The organism is Chloroflexota bacterium, assembly GCA_035652535.1.
Classification (GTDB): Bacteria; Chloroflexota; UBA6077; order UBA6077; family SHYK01; genus DASRDP01.
Genome location: DASRDP010000128.1, coordinates 1 through 20,562, shown reverse-complemented (window position 1 = coordinate 20,562; position 20,562 = coordinate 1). Strand labels below are relative to the sequence as shown.

The window sequence follows — 20,562 nt, the reverse complement described above, 5'->3', positions numbered from 1 at the left end:
CGGGAACGTGAAGGCCGGCGGCGGGGCCGTCACGACCCGCGCGACGTCCTTCAGCGCCATCGTTCGGTCGGGCACCCCACGCACGCGAACGACGCCGTCCGCCAGCTCGAGGTCGTCGGCCGCGACTTCCATCAGCTGGGCGGCGACTTTGAGGGCCTTCTCCTTCACCTCAGAGGCGGCGAGGCTCACGGCATTCCCCGCCACGACCGCGCTTCGGCTGGCGAACGTGCCGATCCCGAGGCCGATGGCCTCGGTGTCGCCGGTGATCACGGTGATGTGCTCCAGCGGGACGCCAAGGCGATCGGCGCAGATCTGGGCGAGCGTCGTCTCGTGCGATTGGCCCTGCGGCGCCACGCCGGTCACCACGACGACCGATCCGTCGGGTTGGACGCGAACCGTCGCGCCCTCGAACGGGCCCCGGCCGGTCGACTCCACGTAGCAGCCGATGCCGATTCCGAGATAGCGCCCGTCCGACCGCGCTTCGGCCTGCTCCTTCCGGAAGGCGTCGATGTCGATGAGCGCCAGCGCGTCCCGTAAACAGCGCGGGTAGTTGCCGCTGTCGTACGTGATCTCGGTTCCATCTCGGTCCATCAGCCCGAGTCGGTGCGGAAACGCATCCGGCTGGATGAAATTCCGGGAGCGGACCTCGGCGGGGTCGAGCCCGAGCGCGCGAGCCACGCGGTCGATGGCGTGCTCCATCGCGTAGACGCCCGGCGGGCGCCCTGCCGCGCGGTATGGCGCCATCGGCGCCTTGTTCGTGTACACGGCGCGCATCTCGGTGAAGTAATTGGGAAGACGGTATGGGCCGGGCAGCGTCGTCGACGCATTGAACGGCACGACGATGCCGAAGGGGGAGTAGGCGCCGATGTCGACGACGTAGCGGTCGCGGATGCCCAGGATCGCGCCGTCGCTGCTCGCCGCGATCTCCATCTCGTGGGTCTGCTCCCGCTCCTGGAACGTGGTCAATAGGTCCTCACGCCGGTCCTCGACCCAGCGAACGGGACGATCTACCAGCCGCGCCAGGAACGGCACAACGAACTCCTCCGGATAGAAGCGGTTCTTCACACCGAACCCCCCGCCCACGTCCGGTGCAATCATGCGCACGGCGTGGTGCGGCAGGCCCAGGGTGTCGGCGAGGATGCGCCGGGCCGTGTGGGGTGACTGGGTCGAGTTCCAAACGGTGAAGGTCTCGCCCAGCTTCGTCCGCTCGTGGACCGCCACCACGCCTCGCGTCTCCATCGGCTGGCCGCTCAGCCGGCCGAACCGAAAGTCGTGGCGCAGCACCAGGTCCGCGCGGGCGAATGCCGCGTCCGGGTCGCCGACGGTCTGGGAGATGACGGCCGCCACGTTATCGGTCATGTCTTCGTGGAGGACCGGAGCGTCAGGCGCCAACGCGGCCCGGGCGTTCGCCACGACGGGCAGCTCCTCGTAGTCGACGTCGATGAGCTCGAGCGCATCCTCGGCGAGGTACGCGCTCTCGGCCACGACTGCCGCCACCGCTTCGCCGACGTAGAAGACGCGGTCCCGCGCCAGCGGGTACGGCATCTGCGTGCGCAGCGCCCGGTGGGGAACCAGCATCGGGAGCTTGGGGACGGACCCCAGGTCCGCGAAGCTGATCGCGGCCAGAACGCCGGGCATCGCCCGGGCACGGCTCGTGTCGACCCGAACGACGCGCGCGTGCGCGAATGGGCTGCGCAGAAACGCCGCGTGGACCATCCCGGGAAGGCGGACGTCAGCGACGAAGAGCCCTTCGCCGCGCAAGAGGCGCGGGTCCTCCCGACGGCGGACGCTCTGGCCAATGTAGCCGGCGCCGGATGTCTCGTGGGTCATCCCAATCTCGCCTGCCCGTTGACATGGAGAACGGCGCGAGCCGACAATGACGCGCGTCGCCCCAGTATACCGACGACGCGGAGCGCGAGCCGGCCATGAAGCCCGCGAAGTTCGCCTACCATGCCCCCCGGTCCGTCGACCAGGCGGTGCGGCTGCTCGCCGAGCTCGGCGATGAGGCGAAGGTCTTAGCCGGCGGCCAGAGCCTCGTGCCCCTCATGAACTTTCGCCTCGCTCGTCCGGCGCATCTCGTCGACCTGAACCGGATCGAGGATCTCCGCGTCACGCGTGTCGACGGCGAGCTACGGATCGGGGCGATGACGCGCCAGCGCCAGGTGGAGCGTGCAAGGGACGTGGGAGCGCGCTGGCCGCTGCTGACGGAGGCGCTGGGGCTGGTCGGCCACGTCCAGATTCGGAACCGCGGCACCATCGGTGGGAGTCTCGCCCACGCGGACCCCGCGGCGGAGCTGCCGGCCGTGATGATGGCGCTCGACGCCGAATTCACCGTGCGGAGCGCGACGGGCACGCGCGCCGTCGCGGCGACCGATTTCTTCCTTGGACCCTTTACGACACAGCTCGAACCGACGGAGCTCCTCACCGAGATTCACGTGCCCGACGTCCCGCCCCGGACGGGCATGGCCTTCCAGGAGGTCAGCCGGCGGCACGGTGACTTCGCTATCGTCGGCGTGGCCGCACTCGTCACCCTGGAGGAGCAGGGCCCGATCGACCGAGCGCGATTGGTGTTCTGCGGCGCGGCCGACCGCCCCATTCGTTCGGCGCGGGCCGAGCAGGCGCTCCTGGGGCGCGCGCCCGACGAGCGGCTCTTGCGCGAGGCGAGCGAGCTGGCGACGGAGGATCTCGATCCAGCGGACGACGTGCACGCGAGCGCGGGCTATCGGCGTCGGGTCGCCAGCGTCATCGCGCGACGCGCTCTCCTCCAGGCCGCACAGCGAGCGCGAGAGACATGACGCGGGTGCGCATGGCGGTAAACGGACGGGATTGGGTGCGCGAGGTCGAGCCGAGGACGCTGCTCGTGGACTTCATCCGCGATGAGCTCGGCCTCACCGGCACCCACGCGGGCTGCGAGCACGGGGTCTGCGGAGCCTGCACGGTGCTGCTGGACGACGAGCCCGTCCGGTCATGCCTCATTTTCGCCGTTCAGGCGGATGGCTCCCGCGTTCAAACCGTCGAGGGGCTCGCCGCGAGCGACGGCTCGCTCCACCCGATTCAGCAGGCATTCTGGGAAGCGCACGGCCTTCAGTGTGGATTCTGCACCCCTGGAATGGTGCTCACAGTCGAGGCGCTCCTCCGCGAAAATCCGCATCCCTCAGAACGGGAGATCCGCGAGGGGATCAGCGGCAATCTCTGCCGCTGCACGGGCTATCAGAACATCGTGTCCGCCGTCCAGCTCGCCGCCGATCGGCTCGCCGAGCGAGCGAAGGATCGCTCTGGTTTGTCATAGCGGTCCGGCCCTGATAAAAAGCCGTCAGTGCAAGAAAGGGGGAATTCATGCTCGCACGGGTACGGTGGATGGCCTTCTGCGCCACAATTGTCCTGGCCCTGGCGCCATTTCGGCCCGCATGGGCGCAATCGGAGAACAGTACCGATCACACCATCACCGTGACCGGCGAGGCCGATGTGCACGCCGAGCCGGACATGGCAACGGTAACCGTGGGCGTGACCTCCGTGGCCTCCACGGCCGACGAGGCGATGGGCACTGTGAGCCAGCAGCTCGCGGCCGTCATCGCGGGCGCGAAGGCGCTCGGCATCGAGAGCCGCGACATTCAGACGACCGGACTCTCGCTTCAGCCCGTCTATCGACAGCGCGGCCCGAATGATGACACGCCGCCCCAGATTCAGGCCTATCGCGCCAGCAACAACGTGTCGATCATCGTTCGAGACCTGAGCATGGCCAGCTCGGTGCTGGACTCGGCGATCAATAATGGCGCGAACGTCATCGGCGGCATCTCATTCGGTCTTTCGGATACCGACGCGTGGCGACGGCAAGCGCTGACGCTCGCGACGCAGAATGCCCGCGCCAAGGCGGAGGCCATCGCGGTGGCCGAAGGCGTGCGCCTCGGCGAGCTGCTCTCCGTCACGGAGCAGTCGACGACGGTTCCGATCCCCCGAACCTACGCGGCGTTTGGCGCGGCCCCGATGGCCGCGCAGCCCTCCACGCCCGTGGAGGCCGGCGAGATGACGGTCCACGCGACGGTGCGGGTGTCGTATCGAATCTGAGGTGACAAGCCCTCGGGGCGCAGCCATCGCGTGTACCTTCGCGCTGCTCGTCGTCATGATGGGAAGCCCCGCGCGCGGCCAGGAGGAGGGCGAGGCCCCTCAGCAGGCGCCGCCTCCTCGGTCGCACGACTGGCGCAGTCCCGGGTTCGTCTCTGTCGTCGGCGGCCGCCTCTACGATCCGGCGTGCGTCCCCCTCGTCTCCATCGGAAGTAACGTCCCTAATCTCCCATTCCGACGTGGCATTTCCGAGACGCTGGCCTGGGCGCGCGCCACCCGCATGCGCTGGATCCGCGTCTTTGCCACGGGCCACGGCCTCGCCGCGGACCGGTCGCCGGCGACCGCGAGCGCCGCCATCGCCGCGCTCCGCGCGGTCGTCGACACGGTCCAGGCCTACGATGCGACGGTCCCGCCGGAGGAGGCGCTCTACGTTATGATCGTGCTGACCGATTACTACCCCATCGGCGTTCCCGGCGACGGCCACGCCTACGACCACCCCAATTTTCGCGACGTGCCGGTCCTCCCCGCGCCCTGGTACCGGGCCGGCGTGCGCGCGTTCGACTTCGATCAGGAGCACGGGTATGGCGTCGCGCGCAGCCTGCCAAACTACGAAGTGTTCTATAAGCCGTGGGTGCAGGAGATCGTCAGCGCCTTCGCGCAGAGCCCGGTCCTGATTGGCTGGCAACTGGGAAACGAGCTGAAGGCGCGGAATAGCCCCCGCAACGGCATCAGCGCTGCCGAGGCGTATGGCTGGTACCTCGAGTTCACCAAGGACATGGTCGACACGATCCGCGCCATCGATACGAATCACGCGATCTTCATGGGCGCTCAGTACATGGCCGAGCTGGTCGACTGGAACTACCGGCCCGGCGGGCCACCGTCGCCGGACCTCCTTCCCACGTACCAGAACCTGGTGCAACAAGCGCTCGACGCCTGCGGGACCTATTGCTGGAACGTGTGGGGGCTGACCGAATACGACGCCAATCCCTTTCCCGTCGACGACGCGATGATGTTTCGCCGCGCGGGGGTGACCTCGGTCATCACGGAGTTTGGGTACACGCGCGAGATCCGTGGCGATTCACAGCAGCTCTTCAGTGGCGATCGCGCCACCGCGGTTCGATCCGGGGTGCCCGCGCCGTGGGTCGACATCGACGGCGTCCCGCACGAGCATGAGTGGAGCGCGCTCGAGCTGTTCCGCGCGGCAGGCGTGTCCGGACTTGTTCCATGGGGGACGCCAGCGCCCGGTCCGGACGCCGACCCCGACATCGACGTCGGCCGGGGCGTGACGGGCACCCCGGACGAAGCCCGGCTAACGGCCGCCTGGGCGGACGTCGGGTCCGCTCTCGAAGCGGCGAATCGCGCCGCCGGACCAGCATCGGACTGCCTCGACTACGACTCTCGCACCGGGAACGTGTTGCCTCAAAACTTAAACCGACCGGACGCGTGAATTGACCCCGAACCAAGCGCCTTGCTATCCTCGGCCAAGAGGCCACGGAGGAGGGGCAGCCATGGCGGCAGCGACAGAGGAGGTCACCCAGCTCGACGTCGGCAATATTCTGCTCATGGAGCATCTGAACGTCACGGTTCCGAACCAGCTCGAGGCTACGCTCTTCTATATCGTCGGCCTCGGCCTCACGCGCGACCCGTTCGGTGCCGTCAGCATCGACAACATGCACGTCAACGTGGGGAGCCACCAATTTCATCTGCCCACGCGCGAGGCGCAGGTCGTCGCCGGGCATATCGGTCTCGTGATACCGAGCCTCGACGCGCTGGAACGAAGGCTGACGACCGTCCAACCGAGGCTCGCTCACACGAAGCTGCACTGGGAGCGGACCGCGGACCACGTCCAAATTACGTGCCCGTGGGGCAACCAGATCCGCGCCTACGAGCCATCACCGCGCTTTGGAGAGATGCGGCTCGGCATCCCGTACATCGAGTTCCTCGTGAAACCCGGCGCGGCGGACGGAATCGCGCGGTTCTACGAGCAAGTCTTCGCGACGCCAGCGCGCGCATCGGACGATGGCGAGGGGCCGGCGGCGCACGTCCGAATGGGAACCGAACAGCGGATCGTGTTCCGCGAGCACGCAGGAGAGCTCCGCGCGTATGACGGGTACCACATCGCCGTCTACGTCGCCAACTTCTCGTCGCCATACCGGTTCTTTCGGGAGCGCGGCCTCCTGACCGAAGAGATCCGCAACCACCAGTTTCGATTCCAGGCCATCGTCGACCCCGCGAGCGGGCTGCTCCTCCACGAGCTGGAGCACGAGGTGCGCGACATGCACCACCCGCAGTACCGGCGCGTACTCATCAATCGCGAGGCATAGAAGCCCCGGCATCGACCATGTGGAGACGGTTTGCCGACTGTTGGAGACCAGGCCGACGTCCTTCGCGCGTTGGGCCGCTTGCTCGATCAGGAGCAAGCGCAGGCGATCGAGATCACCAACCACGACGTGTTCGTCTCGGTGACGTGGCAGCGGCGCGGGGGCACCGCGGAACAGCGTGCGCTGCAGGAGATCGATCTCGAAACGCTCCGGGCAGACGCCCGGGCGATGCGGAAGGGGATCTTTACGCGGAACCCGGGCGGGTCACTCGCGGAGCTACTGCGCACCCTCGGACAGGAGCTCGACCGCGCCCAGGTGGACGTGTCGACGATTACCGAGGAGCCTGAGGGATTTCGCGTCTCGGGCGTGGCGGGAGGTCGATACTTCCGTCAGCTCTACCATAAGAGCGACCTCCTCTCGCTGAGCGCCAGCCGACGGGCGATGCGTCACGGCTGGCAACAGGGTCCTCGCTACTCCGCGCGCGGCTAACGAAATCGAGCCTTGCCCTCCCGCCCGCTTGTCCCGCGCTCGGCCTTGGCCTGCTGGCACGCATTTTCGACGAGCACCAGAAGGTGATCGATCCCGAAAGGCTTTGCGAGAAAGCCGTCCGCCTGGATCTCGGCCGCCCAGCGACCGAGATCCGTCGTCGCTGACATCAGGACGATCTTGGGCGCTTCGCCCCCTCGGTCCAGGCGCCGAACGAACTCCCATCCGTCCATCACCGGCATCCACATGTCGAGCAACACCACGTCTGGCTGGAAGTCCGCCACGGCGTCGAGCGCTTCCGCGCCGTCCGCCGCCGTTGCCACCCGAAATCCGGAAAGGTCTAGCGCCTGTGAGACGGTGTCGAGAATGCTTCGATCGTCGTCGACAACGAGGACGGAGCACGCGCCACGAGAATCCCCGGGTCGACTCTTCTCATGCGGGCTGCTTCGAAGGCTCTCCGTCAATCACCACGCTCCCGTCGGCTTCATCGGTCGGCTGGGACGGGAACGTCGCGACGATTCGCAGACCCCCATCCGGTGGAAACTCTGCCCTCAGCGTCCCCCCATGCTGCTTCACGATCTCCCGGCTGATGTACAGGCCGAGCCCCATGCCCTCCACGTGGCCCTGCGTCTTCGCCTGAAAGAAGCGTTCAAAAATGTGGCCGCGATGCTCCTCGGGAACGCCAATCCCATGGTCGCGCACCGACACGCAGACCGTTTCCCCGGGCGCCGAGGCGATCTCGATCTCGATGGGCGATCCCGCCGGACTGAACTTTTGCGCATTGGTGACGAGGTTGAGAATCACCTGCTCCACCCGCATGGGATCCACCCAGGCGTCGGCCTGGTCCGGCGCGCTTAACCGAATCGGGTGCCGTTCCCGGTCCGGCAGGCCCTCCAGCACGGAGCGCACCAGCGCAACGATGTCGGTGCGCTCGCGGCTAAGACTCAGCGCGCCTGACTCGATTCGTGAAACGGACAGCAGCTCGTTCACGAGGTCCGACAGCTTGACGCTTCGATCATGAATTCGCTCGGCGAGGCGGCGAGCCTGGACCCCGTCGAGGCCGCGACCGCCGGTCACCCGGAGCAACATATCGGAAGCGAGGCGCAGCGCCGTAAGAGGCGTCTTCAGCTCGTGGGCGGCCACGGCGAGGAATTCGTCGCGAACTCCGAGGGCACGAATGGCCTCCTGATAGAGGTTCGCGTTCTCGATGGCAAGAGCAGCTCGATCGGCAACGTTCTGCAGGAGCGCCTCGTCGTCCTTCGTGTATGGACGCCCGGGGGAGTCTCGCCGAAGCACCATGATGCCGATCACGCGCCCACGGGCGCGGAGGGGAAGGGCCAGCAGACTGTACGCGCGGAAGCGGTCCACGTATGCCCGATGCTGTGGCAGGAGTTGCGCCCGAAATGAATCCCAATCCACCTCTTCGATGCGCGTCGCCCGGCCAGTGCGCAGGACGTCCCGGAATGGCAGGTCCTCGGGGGTGTGAACCTGCTCCTCATTGAGCCGACGGAAATAGGCCTCGGGCTCCGGATCGCGGTGGCGGACTGCTACCGCCGAGAGCGACTGGCCGTCGTCGGAGACGAGCCGGATGACCGCGCCGTCACCTATCGCATCAGTGATCCAGGTCGCCACGGCGTCGACGACGGACTGCGCGTCGAGGCGCGCCTCGCCAAAGACGCGGGACGAGTCGGCGAGAAGCGCGGTCCGTCGGGCAACAGCCTCCGCCGCCTCGCGCGCGGCGCGCTCTTGCTCCGCCCGCTTTTGAGAGCCGATATCCGTGTTGATCTCGAGAAACGCTTTCGGCGCGCCAGATTCATCGCGCTGCAGCGTCCACCGGCTGTACACCCAGACCCGCGACCCATCCTTGCGTGTGTGGCGCAGCTCACCCTCCCAGTGGTCGTCGCGAACGAGGTCGGCAAGGATGTCGTCGAGCGGACGCGGGAACTCCGTCTTGAGAAGCTCGTGCGGGTTTCGGCCATCAGCCTCCTCTTTGCTCCACCCATACATCAGCTCCGCGCCGTGATTCCAGAAGAGGATGGCCTTCGACACGAAGCCGCGCACGAGGATCCCGTCGGGCGCGAGATCCAGAAGGCTCTCGCGGGCACGGACCGCGCCAAGCTGCGCCTGGAAGTCCTCGGTAAGAGCGAGCACCCGCGAATCCAGCTCCGCATTCAGCGCACGAAGCTGCCGCATCTGGCGGTTTCGCATCGCGGTGAAGAGGACAACGACGACCAAGACAACGAGGACGGCAACGATCAGTTCCACACTCACCTGCGACCGCTAGCCAGCGGATGTTCGTTCTCTCGTCATCCCGCTCCCAGGGGGAAGGGCAAACCTGCCACAGATCGCGCTCCCGCGCATGGCGCCATCTCTCTGGACGTCGCGACGAGGCGCTGAATGCCGCGGGCACCCCCCTATGGGGCTGCCCGTGCAGCCTTGTCCCGACCAGCATACAAGGCCCGACGCCGGATGTACGGCGGATCCTGAGCCCGGAGAGATCCTGTAACGGCCCTGACACGGCGCAGCTCCGACGCTGCGATCGGGTCTCTGCTTCCGCGCGAAGCCTGGTGCCAGGGGCCTCAGGTCGTGGACCGCGTCGGGGCGAGCCCACCGTGCCGTACCATTGACCCTGGCCGCCGAGCCGCGCGGCCGGGAGGATCGCGAATCGCCGACCTTGACGTTAGAGGCTTTAACGCCTACGAGCGGCATGCCTGGGAGTCGGTCGTCGACGCCTACGTCGACGGCTTTGGCCCCCTCACGCAGCAGACGATCGGACCGATACTGGACGCCCTCGACGTTGGCCCCGGGACGCGCATGCTGGACGTCTCCTGTGGGCCGGGGTGGCTCTCCGAGGCGGCGTCGGATCGAGGCGCGATGACGATCGGCGTCGACGTCTCGACCTCGATGCTGCGGACGGCGACGGCCAGACGCTCTGCGGCTCGATTGATCGCCGGGGACGCGCACAACCTACCGCTGGCGTCCGGGACGATCGACGCGCTCGGGTGTCTCTATGGCTTGCTCCATCTCGGCGACCCAGATGCGGCCCTCCGAGAGGCCTGGCGTGTCCTCCGTCCCGGCGGACGCATTGCGTGCTCGGTCTGGGCCGAACCGAACCAGGCCGTCGCGTTCCAGATCGTGCTGAAGGCGCTGGCCGAATTCGGTCAGGGGGAAGCAGCCATCCCTCCAGGGCCGCCGTTCTTTCGGTTCAGCGATCCTGACGAAGCGCGCCGCTCGCTGGAGACAGCGGGTTTCGTGGACCCGACGTTTCGCCTCGTGCCCCAGGCTTGGCGGCTCTCATCGCCCGAGCAGCTCTTCCTCATCATGCGGGACGGAACGGCACGGACGCGCGGCCAGATCATCGCGCAAACGGACGCCGCCCAGCGAGCGATTCAGGACGCGGTGACCGCTGCAGCCGCGCGTTTTCGGAGACCGAGCGGCGCGATCGAGCTGCCCATGCCAGCATGCGTATTCGCAGCCAGCAAGCCCGATTGAGGCGCCGGTCTTCGATCGGATGCATCGCATGGTCGGAAATCCGGGTACTTCCGTACTGTTCTGCGGTGGAAACGCTTCTCTTCGGCACAATCGAGCAGCGGTACAATGGCGCGCTGGTTTATTATCAACGCCAGCTACGGCAGCATCCGGGGCCGCGGCGGGCGCGGTTGAACAAAGAGGTCGCATCGAGGTCCGGTCGGAGAAGGCAATGATTTCCACGGGTCAGTACGCGGAGACGCTGCGCGCCATGGGCCGGTTCCTCGAATCCGCCCGCGCGTCCGAGATCATTATTGTGGACCAGGGAGAGCTGGTCGAAGTGTCGTGGCGCGGGCGGCGCGGATCGCGCGAAGAACGCCAGTATCGCGCGTGGGAGCTGGACGCGTTGCGCACGTGGGCCAAGATGTTTCGGGGGCTCGAGGGCGGAAACCCCCGCTTCAACTTGTCTGAGGCGCTTCGCACCCTCGGCCGCGAGCTCGATGTCATCGGCATCGAGAGCGTCACGATCGTTGAGACCGCCGACGGATTCTGGGCCTCCGGCAAGATCGACGGTGCGGACGTTCGCCAGAGCTACACCAACGCCGATCTCATGGCCAAGTCCCACGCCTTCAATCAGTCGCGAACGCCGGAGCGAGCCCGCTCCTAGCAGGATGCGGAAAAACGGCTTGCCCTGAGTCCGTCGAAGGGCGGGGCGTGCTTCCACTGGCCTGCCCTGAGCGAAGCCGAAGGGCTCAGCACGAACGGTTTGCGCCCGTTCTTCGGCGTCCTGCTCGAGGGCCGGGCCCTGACCTCAGTCACGGACGACCGCTGGGTCCAGATAGGGCGGAGTATTCATCTCGAAGTGGATCCCCGCGGGGCTCGTAACCTTGTTCTGGCGCCGCCCGCGTTCGGGCTCGTCGACGTGGAACCCATGAGCACGGAGCCGGGTCGTGAACTCGTCGACCTCCGCGTTCGTCGCGACGTCGAAGCCGACGTGATTGAGCATGCAGCCGGGATCCTCTTTGCCCGGTACTGGCCCGTCCACGGCATAGAGAATGAACTCATGGTCGCGAAGCGGATCGGCGGTGAAGAAGGCGTTAACCCCCGGCGTTCCGTGCGTGTATTGAAGACCGATCACGTGCTCCCAGAACTCGCATTCCTTCTCGAAAAGCTCGCGGGGAACGTTGAACCCAACGTGACTTAGCCTCGCAATGGTCGCCATCGATGGTCCTCCCCGTCTGTTGCTTGCGCTAATGGTATCAACGTGGCGACTGGCTGTCAGATCGGGTCGACGAGGCAGCTGGAGATCGCAATTGGCGCTTCGCTGCATCGTTCCCCGACGTCTTCCCGGGCCTCGCGCGAGGTCTGAGCCCTGTCGTGGGAATCGGCGTGAAGCGCGTCCTATGCGGCGGCGTACTTGAGAGCAGCGGCGCGCGATTGGTCGGGGCCGACGCCACCACTCGCGTTTTCCCGCCCGCCGCGCATCACACACGGGATCCCCGGGTCGCTGTTATTCGGCCCATCTTCTCGAGCGTCCGGGGCAGGGGCTGTCGCGGGCACGAGCCACTTCGCGTGGGGGCGCTGATCCCAGCCGAAGGCGTAGGCGCGCGGCGTCACGCCTGCTACCGCGACCGCCTCGGACTTATGGACATCGTGGACGATCGCGGCCCAGTCGTGTCGCTGCATGAGCCGATGGCCGTGGCCCGCCGTCCACTCCCGAATGCGATGCGCCAAGCGGATCAAGGCCCTCACGGACATATTCGGCCCGCGGGATTGTCGCGTTCTGCGGTCTTGCATGGGGGTCCTCCGGGTGAGACACAGGAGAGTCTGGCGATCTTCTCTGCCTGGCGATCGATCATTGCAGACGCCTTCGGATTCCAGGTTCGAGGGAGGGAGAAGATCAGTCACCGGCGCGTAGGCGGTGACACTGTCCGGTTTACCAGATCGAGCGTCTTGAGCCCAGACGCGTCGCATAAACGATCTGAAACGCGGACTCGGCAGCGCTCATGCCTGGCCGGAGCCGCGGCAGACCTGGATAGAATCCATGTGTTCCGAGCGTTCGCAACGGATGGACGGAGGGTTCAGTGAAGGCGGTTCGGATCTACGAGACGGGCGGGCCCGAGGTCATGAAGCTGGAGGAGCTGCCCACGCCAGAGCCCAAGCGCGGTGAGGCGCTCGTTCGCGTGCAGGCGGCCGGCGTCAATTTCATCGACACGTATCAACGCAGCGGCGCCTACAAATCGGCGCTCCCGAGCGGCGTGGGATCCGAAGGCGCGGGAACCGTGGAAGCGGTTGGGGACGGAGTATCGGCGGTTGCCGTGGGCGACCGCGTCGCCTGGTGCCTGATCCCCGGATCATATGCCACGCACATCGCGGTGCCGTCGCATCGGCTGGTCCACCTTCCAGATGGCGTAGATGCGCCGCGCGGGGCGGCGGCAATGCTTCAGGGGACCACCGCCCACTACCTCGCCTATTCGATGGGTGCCCTGGGGCCGGGGGACACGTGCCTCGTCCACGCCGCGGCCGGAGGCGTTGGAGCGCTCCTGTGCCAGATGCTGAAGATGCGCAACGTGCGCGTCATCGGCACCGTCTCGACCGAGGCGAAGGCGCGCGTGGCGCGCGAGGCGGGCGCCGACGAGATCATCTTCTACACGCGACAGGACTTCGAGGCAGAGACGAAACGGCTGACCAACGGGGCCGGCGCCGCCATCGTGTACGACTCCGTCGGCAAGGACACCTTCGACAAGAGCCTGAATTGTGTGCGCGTGCGTGGGTCGTTGGTGCTCTTCGGTCAGTCGAGCGGCGCCGTTCCGCCGTTCGATCCCCAGCTGCTGAATGCGAAGGGCTCGCTCTGGCTCACGCGGCCCACCCTCACCCACTACATCGCGGAGGACGAGGAGCTGCGGTGGCGGGCCGGGGAAGTTCTCGACTGGATCGCCGGCGGGAAGCTCCAGATCCGGATCGATCGATCGCTGCCGCTGGCCGAGGCCGGGGAGGCGCACCGGGCGCTCACGAGCCGCGAGACCATGGGGAAGGTCCTGCTGATTCCGTAGCCGGGCGCTGACGGGCGCGCCGAGCACTGCGAGAGGTGAGTTCCGTGGGAGACAAGGCCGTTCTGCTCGACGGTTTCACGCGTGTTCACGAGTCGGTCCATCGAGTCCTGGCTGACGTAACGCCGGACGAGCTACGCAAGGAGCCGCATCCGCCTATGGGCTGGCTCGTCTGGCGGTTCACGCGGGTCATGGACAGCAATGTGTCGCGCCTGAGCGGGCGCGACCAGCTCTGGATCGGCGATGGCTGGCACGCGCGCTTTGGCATGCCGCCCGAGCCTTTTGACTTCGGGCGGAACTTGGCCCACACGAGGGCGCAGGTGCGAGCCTTCAATGCGTCGAAAGAGCTGATCCTCGAATACGAGAGCGCAGCCGCCGCGTTGACGAAGGCGTACATCGAGGACCTGCCGCCGGGCGGGCTCGATCGCGAGCTGAACGAGCCGCAATACACGCCACTGCCCACGGTCGCAGTCCGACTCATGAGCCTCCTCGAGAACGCGATGACGAACATGGGCCAGGTCTCCTATCTGAAGGCGTACCATCGGCTCGGCGGCTGGTTCCCATCCGAGGATCCCAACACGAGCTATCGATAGGCCCATCGCTCAAATTCGCTGGAGGGCGCTTGATGCCAGAGCAGTGGACCCACGACTGGAGCAATGCGGTGTTCTCGACGGAGGAGCGCGATCTACGCTGGCGCCGGGTGCGCGAGCTGATGGCCAGAGACGGCATCGACGTCGTCGTCTGCCTCCCGTGCACGAATAGCCACGATCGCGGCCAGGCATCCGCCCGCTACTTGACCCAGCTCGGCGAGAACTCAGACGAGACGACCGTCGTCTTCCCCATCGAAGGGGAGCTCACGGCGTGGCACAGCCGGGGCGGGGTATGGCCATCGTCAAATTGGTTCAGCGACCTGCGAGCTGCCCCTCGTGGGAGCGGCGGTAGCACCGTGGTGCACCGCCTCAAGGAGATGGGGTTCAACGAGCGGGGCACCATCGGAGTCGCCGCGCTCACGTCCTCGCTCTTGGCCCACGTGCGTGCGATAGAGGGCGAGGCCAACTGGCAGTCGGTCGAGATCATCAAGCAAGCATATCCCAACGCGCGCATCGTCTCCGCCACGGACATCATCGGCGAGGCCCGATATCAGAAGAGCGAGGAAGAGATCGACTTCATCCGCAAGGGGGCGGTGGTCGCGGAGAAGACCATCGACGCGGTGCGCGAGCACGCGCGCGCGGGCGTACCCGAGCGGCGCGTGTTCGCGTGGATGAACTTCGCGAACGCCGACGCCGGCGGCAGCTTCCAGCCGATGTTCGGCTGGATCAGCGGTCCCCTCGGCAATACCTACCACCGCCTGGAGCAGCCATCATTTCGGAAGCTGCAGACCGGCGATGTTCTCGCTATCGAGATCGAGGGCCGCTGGGGCGGCTACATCGCGCAGCTCGACGAGACCTTCTCCATCGGGCCCGCGCATCAGGATCTTCGCGACGGCATCAAGCTGGCGTGGGAGTCGTTCGATCGCGTTTTCGCGGCCCTGAAGCCGGGGGTCACGGTCGGCGAGCTGATCGAGGCGGGCGAGGTGACGGGCATGAATGGCCGCGGCAAGGCGTCTCTCACGATGCACGGCCGCGGCTTGGGCGACGACGGGCCGCTCGTCACGACCCGAATCACGCCGGAGATGCGCGCCCTAGAGGTGAAGGAGGGCTGCTGCTTCATCATCAAACCCAGCGCCCAGGTGGATGGGAAGCCGGACTACGGCCACTGGGGCGAATCCGTCGTGGTGCGCAAGAACGGGGCCGAGCGCCTCGGGGGCCGGAAGCGCGAGCTGCACGAGCTCATCTGACGAACGGTCGCGCAGACACTTCATCGACCAATGAGGCCGCCAGTTGGCGAGAGGCCCGAGCGACTTGCTCGGGCCTCTCGGTGTCGTCTGGCGGATAGACGCGCCGCGGCGCGCCCGGCCTAATAGCTGTACGGATAGTACCCGTATCCGTAGCCGTAGCCGCCATAGTTGCTCCCGTACGTGCCCGGATAGTAACCGTAGTTGTAGGAGCCATAGCTGCCAGGATAGCCGTAGTTGTAAGCGCCATAGCCCGTTCCGTAATAGGCGCCGTAGATGCTCGAGTAATTCGTTCCCGGGTAATAGTAGCTGCTAGTCCCGTAGTTGTACGAACCGGGGTAGTAGCCATAATTATAGTAGCCGCTCGTCGAGGGGTAATAGTACGAATTGTTCGGGTAGTAGTAGGCGGACGACGAACAGTACTGGTTGTATCCCGCGTAGTACGAGCTGCTGCTGCTATAAGACGGACAGTAGCTGGAATTCGGGTAGTAATACGAGCTGCTGTTGTAGCTGGGGTAATAGTAGGAGCCGGAGTTGTAGGACGGGTAGTAATACGACCCGCTGTTGTAGCTGGGATAATAGTAGCCATTGTAGCCGGTCGAATTCGGATAGTAGTAGCCGCTGTAGCTGGTCGAGCCCGGATAGTATCCGTTGCCGTACCCGTAGCCGTATGGATAGTAGTTCGACTGGGCACTCGCGGGGACCACAGTCAGGCCCATGAGAAGCAGCAGGCCGAGCGCCGCTCCAACGCGAAGGGATGGGAAACGGGGAACTCTTGCCATGACGCCTTTCCTACGTGTGATGAGATCGCTCGCGGTCCTGTGCCCCATGCTTCGATCCGAGGAAGCGAGACCCCGCGCGTAGCGCGAAGCGTACCTCCGGCTGTGTCTCAGTTTTGTTCCAATCAGTCGCTGCAACAGCACAGACTGATCATGATACCGGAACCGGCTCCGGCCGCAGGGATCCCCCACCGCGCCGTTTGCGGTCAGTCTTTTTCCTGGGGTACAACACCACACGGCGACATCGTCGAGCGCGCGCCGGACCCGCCACGGAAGGAGATCGCGGTCTATGAGGCTGGTTGTCGGTATCTCCGGGTCAACCGGCGCGATCTACGGGGTCCGCTTGCTGGAGGTCTTGCAGGGGTCGCCGGACATCGAGACGCACGTGGTGGTGAGCGAGCCGGCCAGGCACACGATCGAGTTTGAGACCGGCTGGCGGGTCAATGACGTACTCCGCATGGCCACGGTCGTCTACGACTATCGCGACGTGGGCGCGGCCATCTCGAGCGGATCATTCCCGACCGATGGGATGGTCATCGCGCCATGCTCGATCAAGACGCTCTCGTCGGTCGCCAACTCGTACAACGACAACTTGCTCTCGCGCGCCGCGGACGTCGCGCTGAAGGAGCGCCGGAAGCTGGTGATGGTCGTCCGCGAGACGCCGCTTCACCGCGGCCATTTGAAGCTTATGCTCGACGTCACGGATGCCGGCGGTGTTATCTTGCCCCCGGTTCCTTCCTTTTATCACCTTCCGAAGACAGTGGACGACATTGTGAACCACACGGTCCAGAAGGTGCTCGATCAATTTGGGATCGAGAAGGGGCTATTCCAGCGGTGGAATGGCCAGCTGACCGTAGGCGCTGACCGAGCCACCGACTGAGCGCGGTCATGGAGGCCGGGCCCCGCGCCCGCCCCGTCCGTGACCGCGGGTCCGATGGCGGCTCGTCCCGCGTTGGGCGGCCGGGCTCCAGCAGGAGAGAGGAGAAACGAAGATGGCTATCGAAACCCCTACGCGGACATCCACCGGCGGCCGCCTCGCATACACGGACCTTCGTGACTGGTTGAAGCACGTGGACGCCATGGGCCAGCTCAAGTTCGTGAACGGCGCCAATACCGAAGAGGACATCGGACAGGCCACCGACGTCCTTCACCATACGGCGGGGTCTCCAGCGGTGCTGTTCGACAACATCCCTGGCTATCAGCCGGGCTATCGCGTCCTGGTGAACCCGTTCAACACCCATCCCCGGATCGCCTTCTCGGTTGGCGTCCCCCACGACGTACCGACGTCGGTGCAGCAAGAGCACTGGCGCCAGCGGCTCCACGCGTTCCAGCCGCTCGCCCACGTCGAGGTCAGCGACGGTCCCGTCATGGAAAACATCATGCGCGGGGACGACGTGGACTTGACCAAGTTCCCCGCGCCCAAATGGCACCCAAATGATGGTGGCCGATACATCGGGACCGGCTCCTTCGACGTCACGCGCGATCCCGACGACGGCTGGGTGAACTGCGGAACCTACCGCGTGATGCTGCACAACGCCAAGCAGGTCGGCTACTACATCTCGCCAGGCAAGCATGGCCGCATCCACCGCCAGAAGTGGTTCGACCGAAACGAGCCCTGCCCGGTCGTCATGGTCCTCGGGTCCCATCCCCTGATGTTCCTGGCCGCGTGCACCGAGATCCCCTACGGGCTCACCGAGTACGACTGGGTCGGCGGGATCGCTGGCGAACCGGTGAAGACCATCAAGGGACCCATCACGGGGCTGCCCTTCCCGGCCGACGCGGAGATCGTGCTGGAGGGGTTCGCCTCGAATGCGACGCGCCTTCCCGAGGGCCCCTTCGGCGAATGGACCGGCTACTACGCGTCGGACATCCGCCCGGAGCCGGTGCTCGACGTCAAGGCCGTCTACCATCGAAACGACCCGATCCTGCTCGGCCTACCGCCCAACAAGCCCGTCGACGAGCAGGCGCGTTACCGGGCGTGGCTTCGCTCCGCGCTCCTCTTCGACGACATCCAGAAGGCCGGCGTGCCGGACGTGCAGGGGGTGTGGGCCCACGAGGTCGGCGGGTCCCGTCTGTTCCTCGCCGTCTCCATCAAGCAGCGCTACGCGGGCCACGCGCGCCAGGCCGGGCACATTGCCGCGATGTGCCACGCGGGGGCGTACCTGGGGCGGATCGTCGTCGTGGTGGACGAGGACATCGATCCCACGAACCTGGAAGACGTGATGTGGGCCGTGTGCACACGATCAGACCCGGAGCGGTCCATCGATCTCATCAAGCGGGCATGGAGCGGGCCCCTGGACCCGGCGATCCATCCGGATCAGAAAGGCTTCAACTCCCGCTTGATCATCGATGCCTGCCGACCCTTTGAGTGGAAGGACAAGTTCCCGCCCGTTTGCAACCTCAACGCCGAGCAGCAGCGCGTCGCCCGCGAGCGGTGGGGCTGGCTCGTCCAGTAGCGCGCGAATCACGCCTCGCCGCGTCGACGCGGGAGGTCCAGGGAGTTTCAATGGTTGACACGGCTAAGCCGTCCGAGCCGATGGCGGCATCCGGCGACGCGCGATGGGATACGCCGACGGCGTATCACCAGTGGATGGAAGCGCAGGGCATCCCGATCCACCGCGGCTACTTCGTTCCCGACGGGCGAACGGTGGAGCTGAGCTGGTGGGAGGCGCGCCAGTGCAACGCAGCCTTCCTCCTCCTCGCCGGGCTGGAAGGGGTCAGTGAGATCCGGGTGACGGAGATCCCCCCGGGCAAATCGCTTCCTCCAACCTGCTTCGGGATGGACGAAGTGGCCTACGTGCTCGATGGACGCGGTCTCACGACGCTCACCTGGGCGGACGGGTCGAAGCACACCTTCGAATGGGGCAAGACGAGCCTCTTCCGCCTGCCGCGGAACTGCACCTACGAGCTGAGCAACGCCCAGGGGAACCAACCGGCCCGGATCCTGACGAACAACTATCTGCCCCTCGCTATGGCGACCACCGGCGACGCCGAGCCCTTCTTCAAATCGCCCTTCAGCGGCAATGCCATGCCGCCCCCCGAGGCGGAAGTCCTCTCGGAGGCCAAGGCAGTCCATCAGCCGCTCGACGACGGCGGTGTTGGGGCCGGCGTCTTCTGGTACGGCAACTTCTTCCCGAACATGGCCACCTGGGACCACCTCTCCCCCTTTACGACGAGGGGCGCAGGCGGCCACGTCGTATGGATCCGGTTCCCCCAATCGCCCCTCACGGCCCACATGTCCGTCTTCCCGGCGCAGACCTACAAGAAAGCGCACCGGCACGGCGCGGGGTGGGTTCTCGTCATCCCGAAGGGCGAGGGATATTCCGTCATGTGGCCGGAGGGCCAGGAGAAGGTCATCGTTCCGTGGCACGAGGGCACGATCTTCGTGCCCCCGAATCGGTGGTTCCACCAGCACTTCAACCTGGGGAGTGAGCCGGCCCGGTACGTTGCCCTCCACCCGCCCATGTTCCTGAGCGGGTTCAGCGAGAAGATCGAGGACATGGAGCGCGACCAGATCGAGTATCCCAACGAGGACCCGATGATTCGCCAGCGCTTCGAGGAGGAGCTTGCGAAACGGGGGCTCACGAGCCTGATGCCGGCCGATGCCTACGGCGATCGGCAGTACCAATGGAACTACGCCGGGTCGAGGGCGTAAGAGCGTGCTCGCTCATGGGCGACCCCGTCGGGCCATGAGCCGCAATGTTGAACGTGGAGGAGAGCATGGTCGACGTAGCCGAGCGACCGACGAGCATACGCAACTACAAAGGGATGCGCGAGTGGCTTGAACGCGTCGACGCCATCGGCGAGCTGCGGCGCGTGAACGGCGCGACGTGGCAGGAGGACATCGGCCGGATCGCCGAGATGCTCACCCACACCGACGGCGCCCCCGCCGTGCTCTGCGACGAGATCCCTGGCTACCCCAGAGGATTTCGCGTCCTGGTGAACTCGAACGGCGAGCCGCGTCGCCTCGCCATCACGCTGGGCCTCGACCCCAACATTTCGACCGAGGGGTTGATGGACTGGTTCGAGAACCGCATGGACTCCATGGAGCCAATCCCCGTGCGGTACGTGGACAACGGCCCCGTGCTTCAGAACGTCGACGAGGGCGACGACATCAACCTCCTGAAATTCCCCGCCCCCTTCTGGCATCCGGAGGACGGGGGCCGCTACATCGGGACCGGCTGCGTCGACATTACCAAGGACCCGGACAGCGACTGGGTGAACACCGGGACCTATCGTGTCATGCTCCATAACGAGAAGCAGGTCGGGCTCTACATCTCACCGGGCAAGCACGGTCGGATCCACCGCGACAAGTACTTCGCGCGCGGCGAGCCCCTCCCCGTCGTCATCGTCATCGGCGGCGACCCCGTCTTCTTTGTCGCCAGCTCGCTCGAGATCGGCGTCGGCGTGAGCGAGATGGAGTGGGTGGGCGGCCTGCGCGGAGAGGCCATCGAGGCCATCAAGGGCAAGTACACGGGTCTCCCGATCCCCGCGCACGCGGAGATCGTCCTCGAGGGCTTCGCATATCCGAACACCAAGCTCATGGAAGGGCCTTTCGGCGA

The 20,562-nt window shown here is 66.2% G+C and carries 21 protein-coding genes; 15 read left to right on the top strand and 6 right to left on the bottom strand.

Going from position 1 to position 20,562, the window contains the following annotated elements:
• The coding region (locus tag VFC51_16475; GenBank protein HZT08620.1) for a xanthine dehydrogenase family protein molybdopterin-binding subunit at window positions 1-1,830 on the bottom strand (1,830 nt) is incomplete at its 3' end.
• 95 nt (window positions 1,831-1,925) lie between these two features.
• On the opposite strand from VFC51_16475, the gene VFC51_16470 reads away from it, so the two are divergent.
• The 6 genes from VFC51_16470 to VFC51_16445 all read left to right on the top strand — a co-directional run bounded on the left by VFC51_16470 (window position 1,926) and on the right by VFC51_16445 (window position 6,872).
• Window positions 1,926-2,795, top strand: a complete 870-nt coding sequence (locus VFC51_16470; GenBank protein ID HZT08619.1) for a xanthine dehydrogenase family protein subunit M — start codon at window positions 1,926-1,928, stop codon at window positions 2,793-2,795.
• Window positions 2,792-3,289 carry a (2Fe-2S)-binding protein gene (locus tag VFC51_16465; GenBank protein ID HZT08618.1) on the top strand — a complete coding sequence of 166 codons (498 nt, stop codon included), beginning with the start codon at window positions 2,792-2,794 and terminating at the stop codon, window positions 3,287-3,289. The genes VFC51_16470 and VFC51_16465 overlap by 4 nt, the downstream gene beginning before the upstream one ends.
• A gap of 47 nt (window positions 3,290-3,336) precedes the next feature.
• Window positions 3,337-4,065, top strand: coding sequence for an SIMPL domain-containing protein (locus VFC51_16460; protein HZT08617.1), 729 nt, complete (start codon window positions 3,337-3,339; stop codon window positions 4,063-4,065).
• 1 nt (window position 4,066) lies between these two features.
• Entirely contained in the window at window positions 4,067-5,509 is a 1,443-nt protein-coding gene (locus VFC51_16455; GenBank protein HZT08616.1) for a hypothetical protein, read from the top strand.
• Between the two features lie 61 nt (window positions 5,510-5,570).
• Window positions 5,571-6,386 carry a hypothetical protein gene (locus VFC51_16450; protein ID HZT08615.1) on the top strand — a complete coding sequence of 272 codons (816 nt, stop codon included), beginning with the start codon at window positions 5,571-5,573 and terminating at the stop codon, window positions 6,384-6,386.
• Window positions 6,387-6,416: 30 nt separating this feature from the next.
• Window positions 6,417-6,872: a hypothetical protein gene (locus VFC51_16445; GenBank protein ID HZT08614.1), complete on the top strand. Its 456-nt coding sequence runs from the start codon at window positions 6,417-6,419 to the stop codon at window positions 6,870-6,872.
• Here the strand turns inward: VFC51_16445 and VFC51_16440 are convergent.
• The gene (locus VFC51_16440) at window positions 6,869-7,333 is read right to left on the bottom strand and encodes a response regulator (GenBank protein ID HZT08613.1); all 465 of its coding nucleotides are present in this window, start codon (window positions 7,331-7,333) and stop codon (window positions 6,869-6,871) included. The two genes, VFC51_16445 and VFC51_16440, sit on opposite strands and share 4 nt — an antisense overlap.
• On the bottom strand, window positions 7,302-9,134 hold the full coding sequence (locus VFC51_16435) for an ATP-binding protein (GenBank protein ID HZT08612.1): 1,833 nt from the start codon (window positions 9,132-9,134) through the stop codon (window positions 7,302-7,304). The genes VFC51_16440 and VFC51_16435 overlap by 32 nt, the downstream gene beginning before the upstream one ends.
• A gap of 321 nt (window positions 9,135-9,455) precedes the next feature.
• On the opposite strand from VFC51_16435, the gene VFC51_16430 reads away from it, so the two are divergent.
• Both VFC51_16430 and VFC51_16425 read left to right on the top strand, forming a co-directional pair.
• The gene (locus VFC51_16430) at window positions 9,456-10,361 is read left to right on the top strand and encodes a methyltransferase domain-containing protein (protein ID HZT08611.1); all 906 of its coding nucleotides are present in this window, start codon (window positions 9,456-9,458) and stop codon (window positions 10,359-10,361) included.
• Between the two features lie 208 nt (window positions 10,362-10,569).
• Entirely contained in the window at window positions 10,570-11,004 is a 435-nt protein-coding gene (locus VFC51_16425; GenBank protein HZT08610.1) for a hypothetical protein, read from the top strand.
• 144 nt (window positions 11,005-11,148) lie between these two features.
• Here the strand turns inward: VFC51_16425 and VFC51_16420 are convergent, their stop codons facing one another.
• Window positions 11,149-11,559 (bottom strand): VOC family protein, encoded by a 411-nt coding sequence (locus tag VFC51_16420; protein HZT08609.1) that lies wholly within the window; start codon window positions 11,557-11,559, stop codon window positions 11,149-11,151.
• Between the two features lie 179 nt (window positions 11,560-11,738).
• Entirely contained in the window at window positions 11,739-12,134 is a 396-nt protein-coding gene (locus VFC51_16415) for a hypothetical protein (protein ID HZT08608.1), read from the bottom strand.
• A gap of 287 nt (window positions 12,135-12,421) precedes the next feature.
• On the opposite strand from VFC51_16415, the gene VFC51_16410 reads away from it, so the two are divergent.
• From VFC51_16410 to VFC51_16400, 3 genes are read left to right on the top strand one after another with little or no spacing between them, the layout of a single operon-like run.
• Entirely contained in the window at window positions 12,422-13,390 is a 969-nt protein-coding gene (locus tag VFC51_16410; GenBank protein HZT08607.1) for a quinone oxidoreductase, read from the top strand.
• 44 nt (window positions 13,391-13,434) lie between these two features.
• Window positions 13,435-13,980: a hypothetical protein gene (locus VFC51_16405; protein HZT08606.1), complete on the top strand. Its 546-nt coding sequence runs from the start codon at window positions 13,435-13,437 to the stop codon at window positions 13,978-13,980.
• Between the two features lie 32 nt (window positions 13,981-14,012).
• Entirely contained in the window at window positions 14,013-15,224 is a 1,212-nt protein-coding gene (locus VFC51_16400; protein HZT08605.1) for a M24 family metallopeptidase, read from the top strand.
• A 119-nt stretch (window positions 15,225-15,343) separates the two neighbouring features.
• On the opposite strand, the gene VFC51_16395 is transcribed toward VFC51_16400, so the two are convergent.
• Window positions 15,344-16,003: a hypothetical protein gene (locus VFC51_16395; GenBank protein ID HZT08604.1), complete on the bottom strand. Its 660-nt coding sequence runs from the start codon at window positions 16,001-16,003 to the stop codon at window positions 15,344-15,346.
• Window positions 16,004-16,289: 286 nt separating this feature from the next.
• On the opposite strand from VFC51_16395, the gene VFC51_16390 reads away from it, so the two are divergent.
• The 4 genes from VFC51_16390 to VFC51_16375 form a co-directional block, all read left to right on the top strand.
• Window positions 16,290-16,880 (top strand): UbiX family flavin prenyltransferase, encoded by a 591-nt coding sequence (locus VFC51_16390; protein ID HZT08603.1) that lies wholly within the window; start codon window positions 16,290-16,292, stop codon window positions 16,878-16,880.
• A 112-nt stretch (window positions 16,881-16,992) separates the two neighbouring features.
• Window positions 16,993-18,456, top strand: a complete 1,464-nt coding sequence (locus tag VFC51_16385; GenBank protein HZT08602.1) for a UbiD family decarboxylase — start codon at window positions 16,993-16,995, stop codon at window positions 18,454-18,456.
• Between the two features lie 50 nt (window positions 18,457-18,506).
• Window positions 18,507-19,655: a cupin domain-containing protein gene (locus VFC51_16380; protein ID HZT08601.1), complete on the top strand. Its 1,149-nt coding sequence runs from the start codon at window positions 18,507-18,509 to the stop codon at window positions 19,653-19,655.
• 65 nt (window positions 19,656-19,720) lie between these two features.
• A partial coding sequence (locus VFC51_16375) for a UbiD family decarboxylase (protein ID HZT08600.1) occupies window positions 19,721-20,562 on the top strand: 842 nt, incomplete at its 3' end.

Coding starts and splice junctions, on each gene's coding strand:
- VFC51_16470 (HZT08619.1), top strand. CDS start 1,926: ATGAAGCCCGCGAAGTTCGCCTACCATGCCCCCCGGTCCGTCGACCAG.
- VFC51_16465 (HZT08618.1), top strand. CDS start 2,792: ATGACGCGGGTGCGCATGGCGGTAAACGGACGGGATTGGGTGCGCGAG.
- VFC51_16460 (HZT08617.1), top strand. CDS start 3,337: ATGCTCGCACGGGTACGGTGGATGGCCTTCTGCGCCACAATTGTCCTG.
- VFC51_16450 (HZT08615.1), top strand. CDS start 5,571: ATGGCGGCAGCGACAGAGGAGGTCACCCAGCTCGACGTCGGCAATATT.
- VFC51_16425 (HZT08610.1), top strand. CDS start 10,570: ATGATTTCCACGGGTCAGTACGCGGAGACGCTGCGCGCCATGGGCCGG.
- VFC51_16420 (HZT08609.1), bottom strand. CDS start 11,559: ATGGCGACCATTGCGAGGCTAAGTCACGTTGGGTTCAACGTTCCCCGC.
- VFC51_16415 (HZT08608.1), bottom strand. CDS start 12,134: ATGCAAGACCGCAGAACGCGACAATCCCGCGGGCCGAATATGTCCGTG.
- VFC51_16400 (HZT08605.1), top strand. CDS start 14,013: ATGCCAGAGCAGTGGACCCACGACTGGAGCAATGCGGTGTTCTCGACG.
- VFC51_16395 (HZT08604.1), bottom strand. CDS start 16,003: ATGGCAAGAGTTCCCCGTTTCCCATCCCTTCGCGTTGGAGCGGCGCTC.
- VFC51_16390 (HZT08603.1), top strand. CDS start 16,290: ATGAGGCTGGTTGTCGGTATCTCCGGGTCAACCGGCGCGATCTACGGG.
- VFC51_16385 (HZT08602.1), top strand. CDS start 16,993: ATGGCTATCGAAACCCCTACGCGGACATCCACCGGCGGCCGCCTCGCA.
- VFC51_16380 (HZT08601.1), top strand. CDS start 18,507: ATGGTTGACACGGCTAAGCCGTCCGAGCCGATGGCGGCATCCGGCGAC.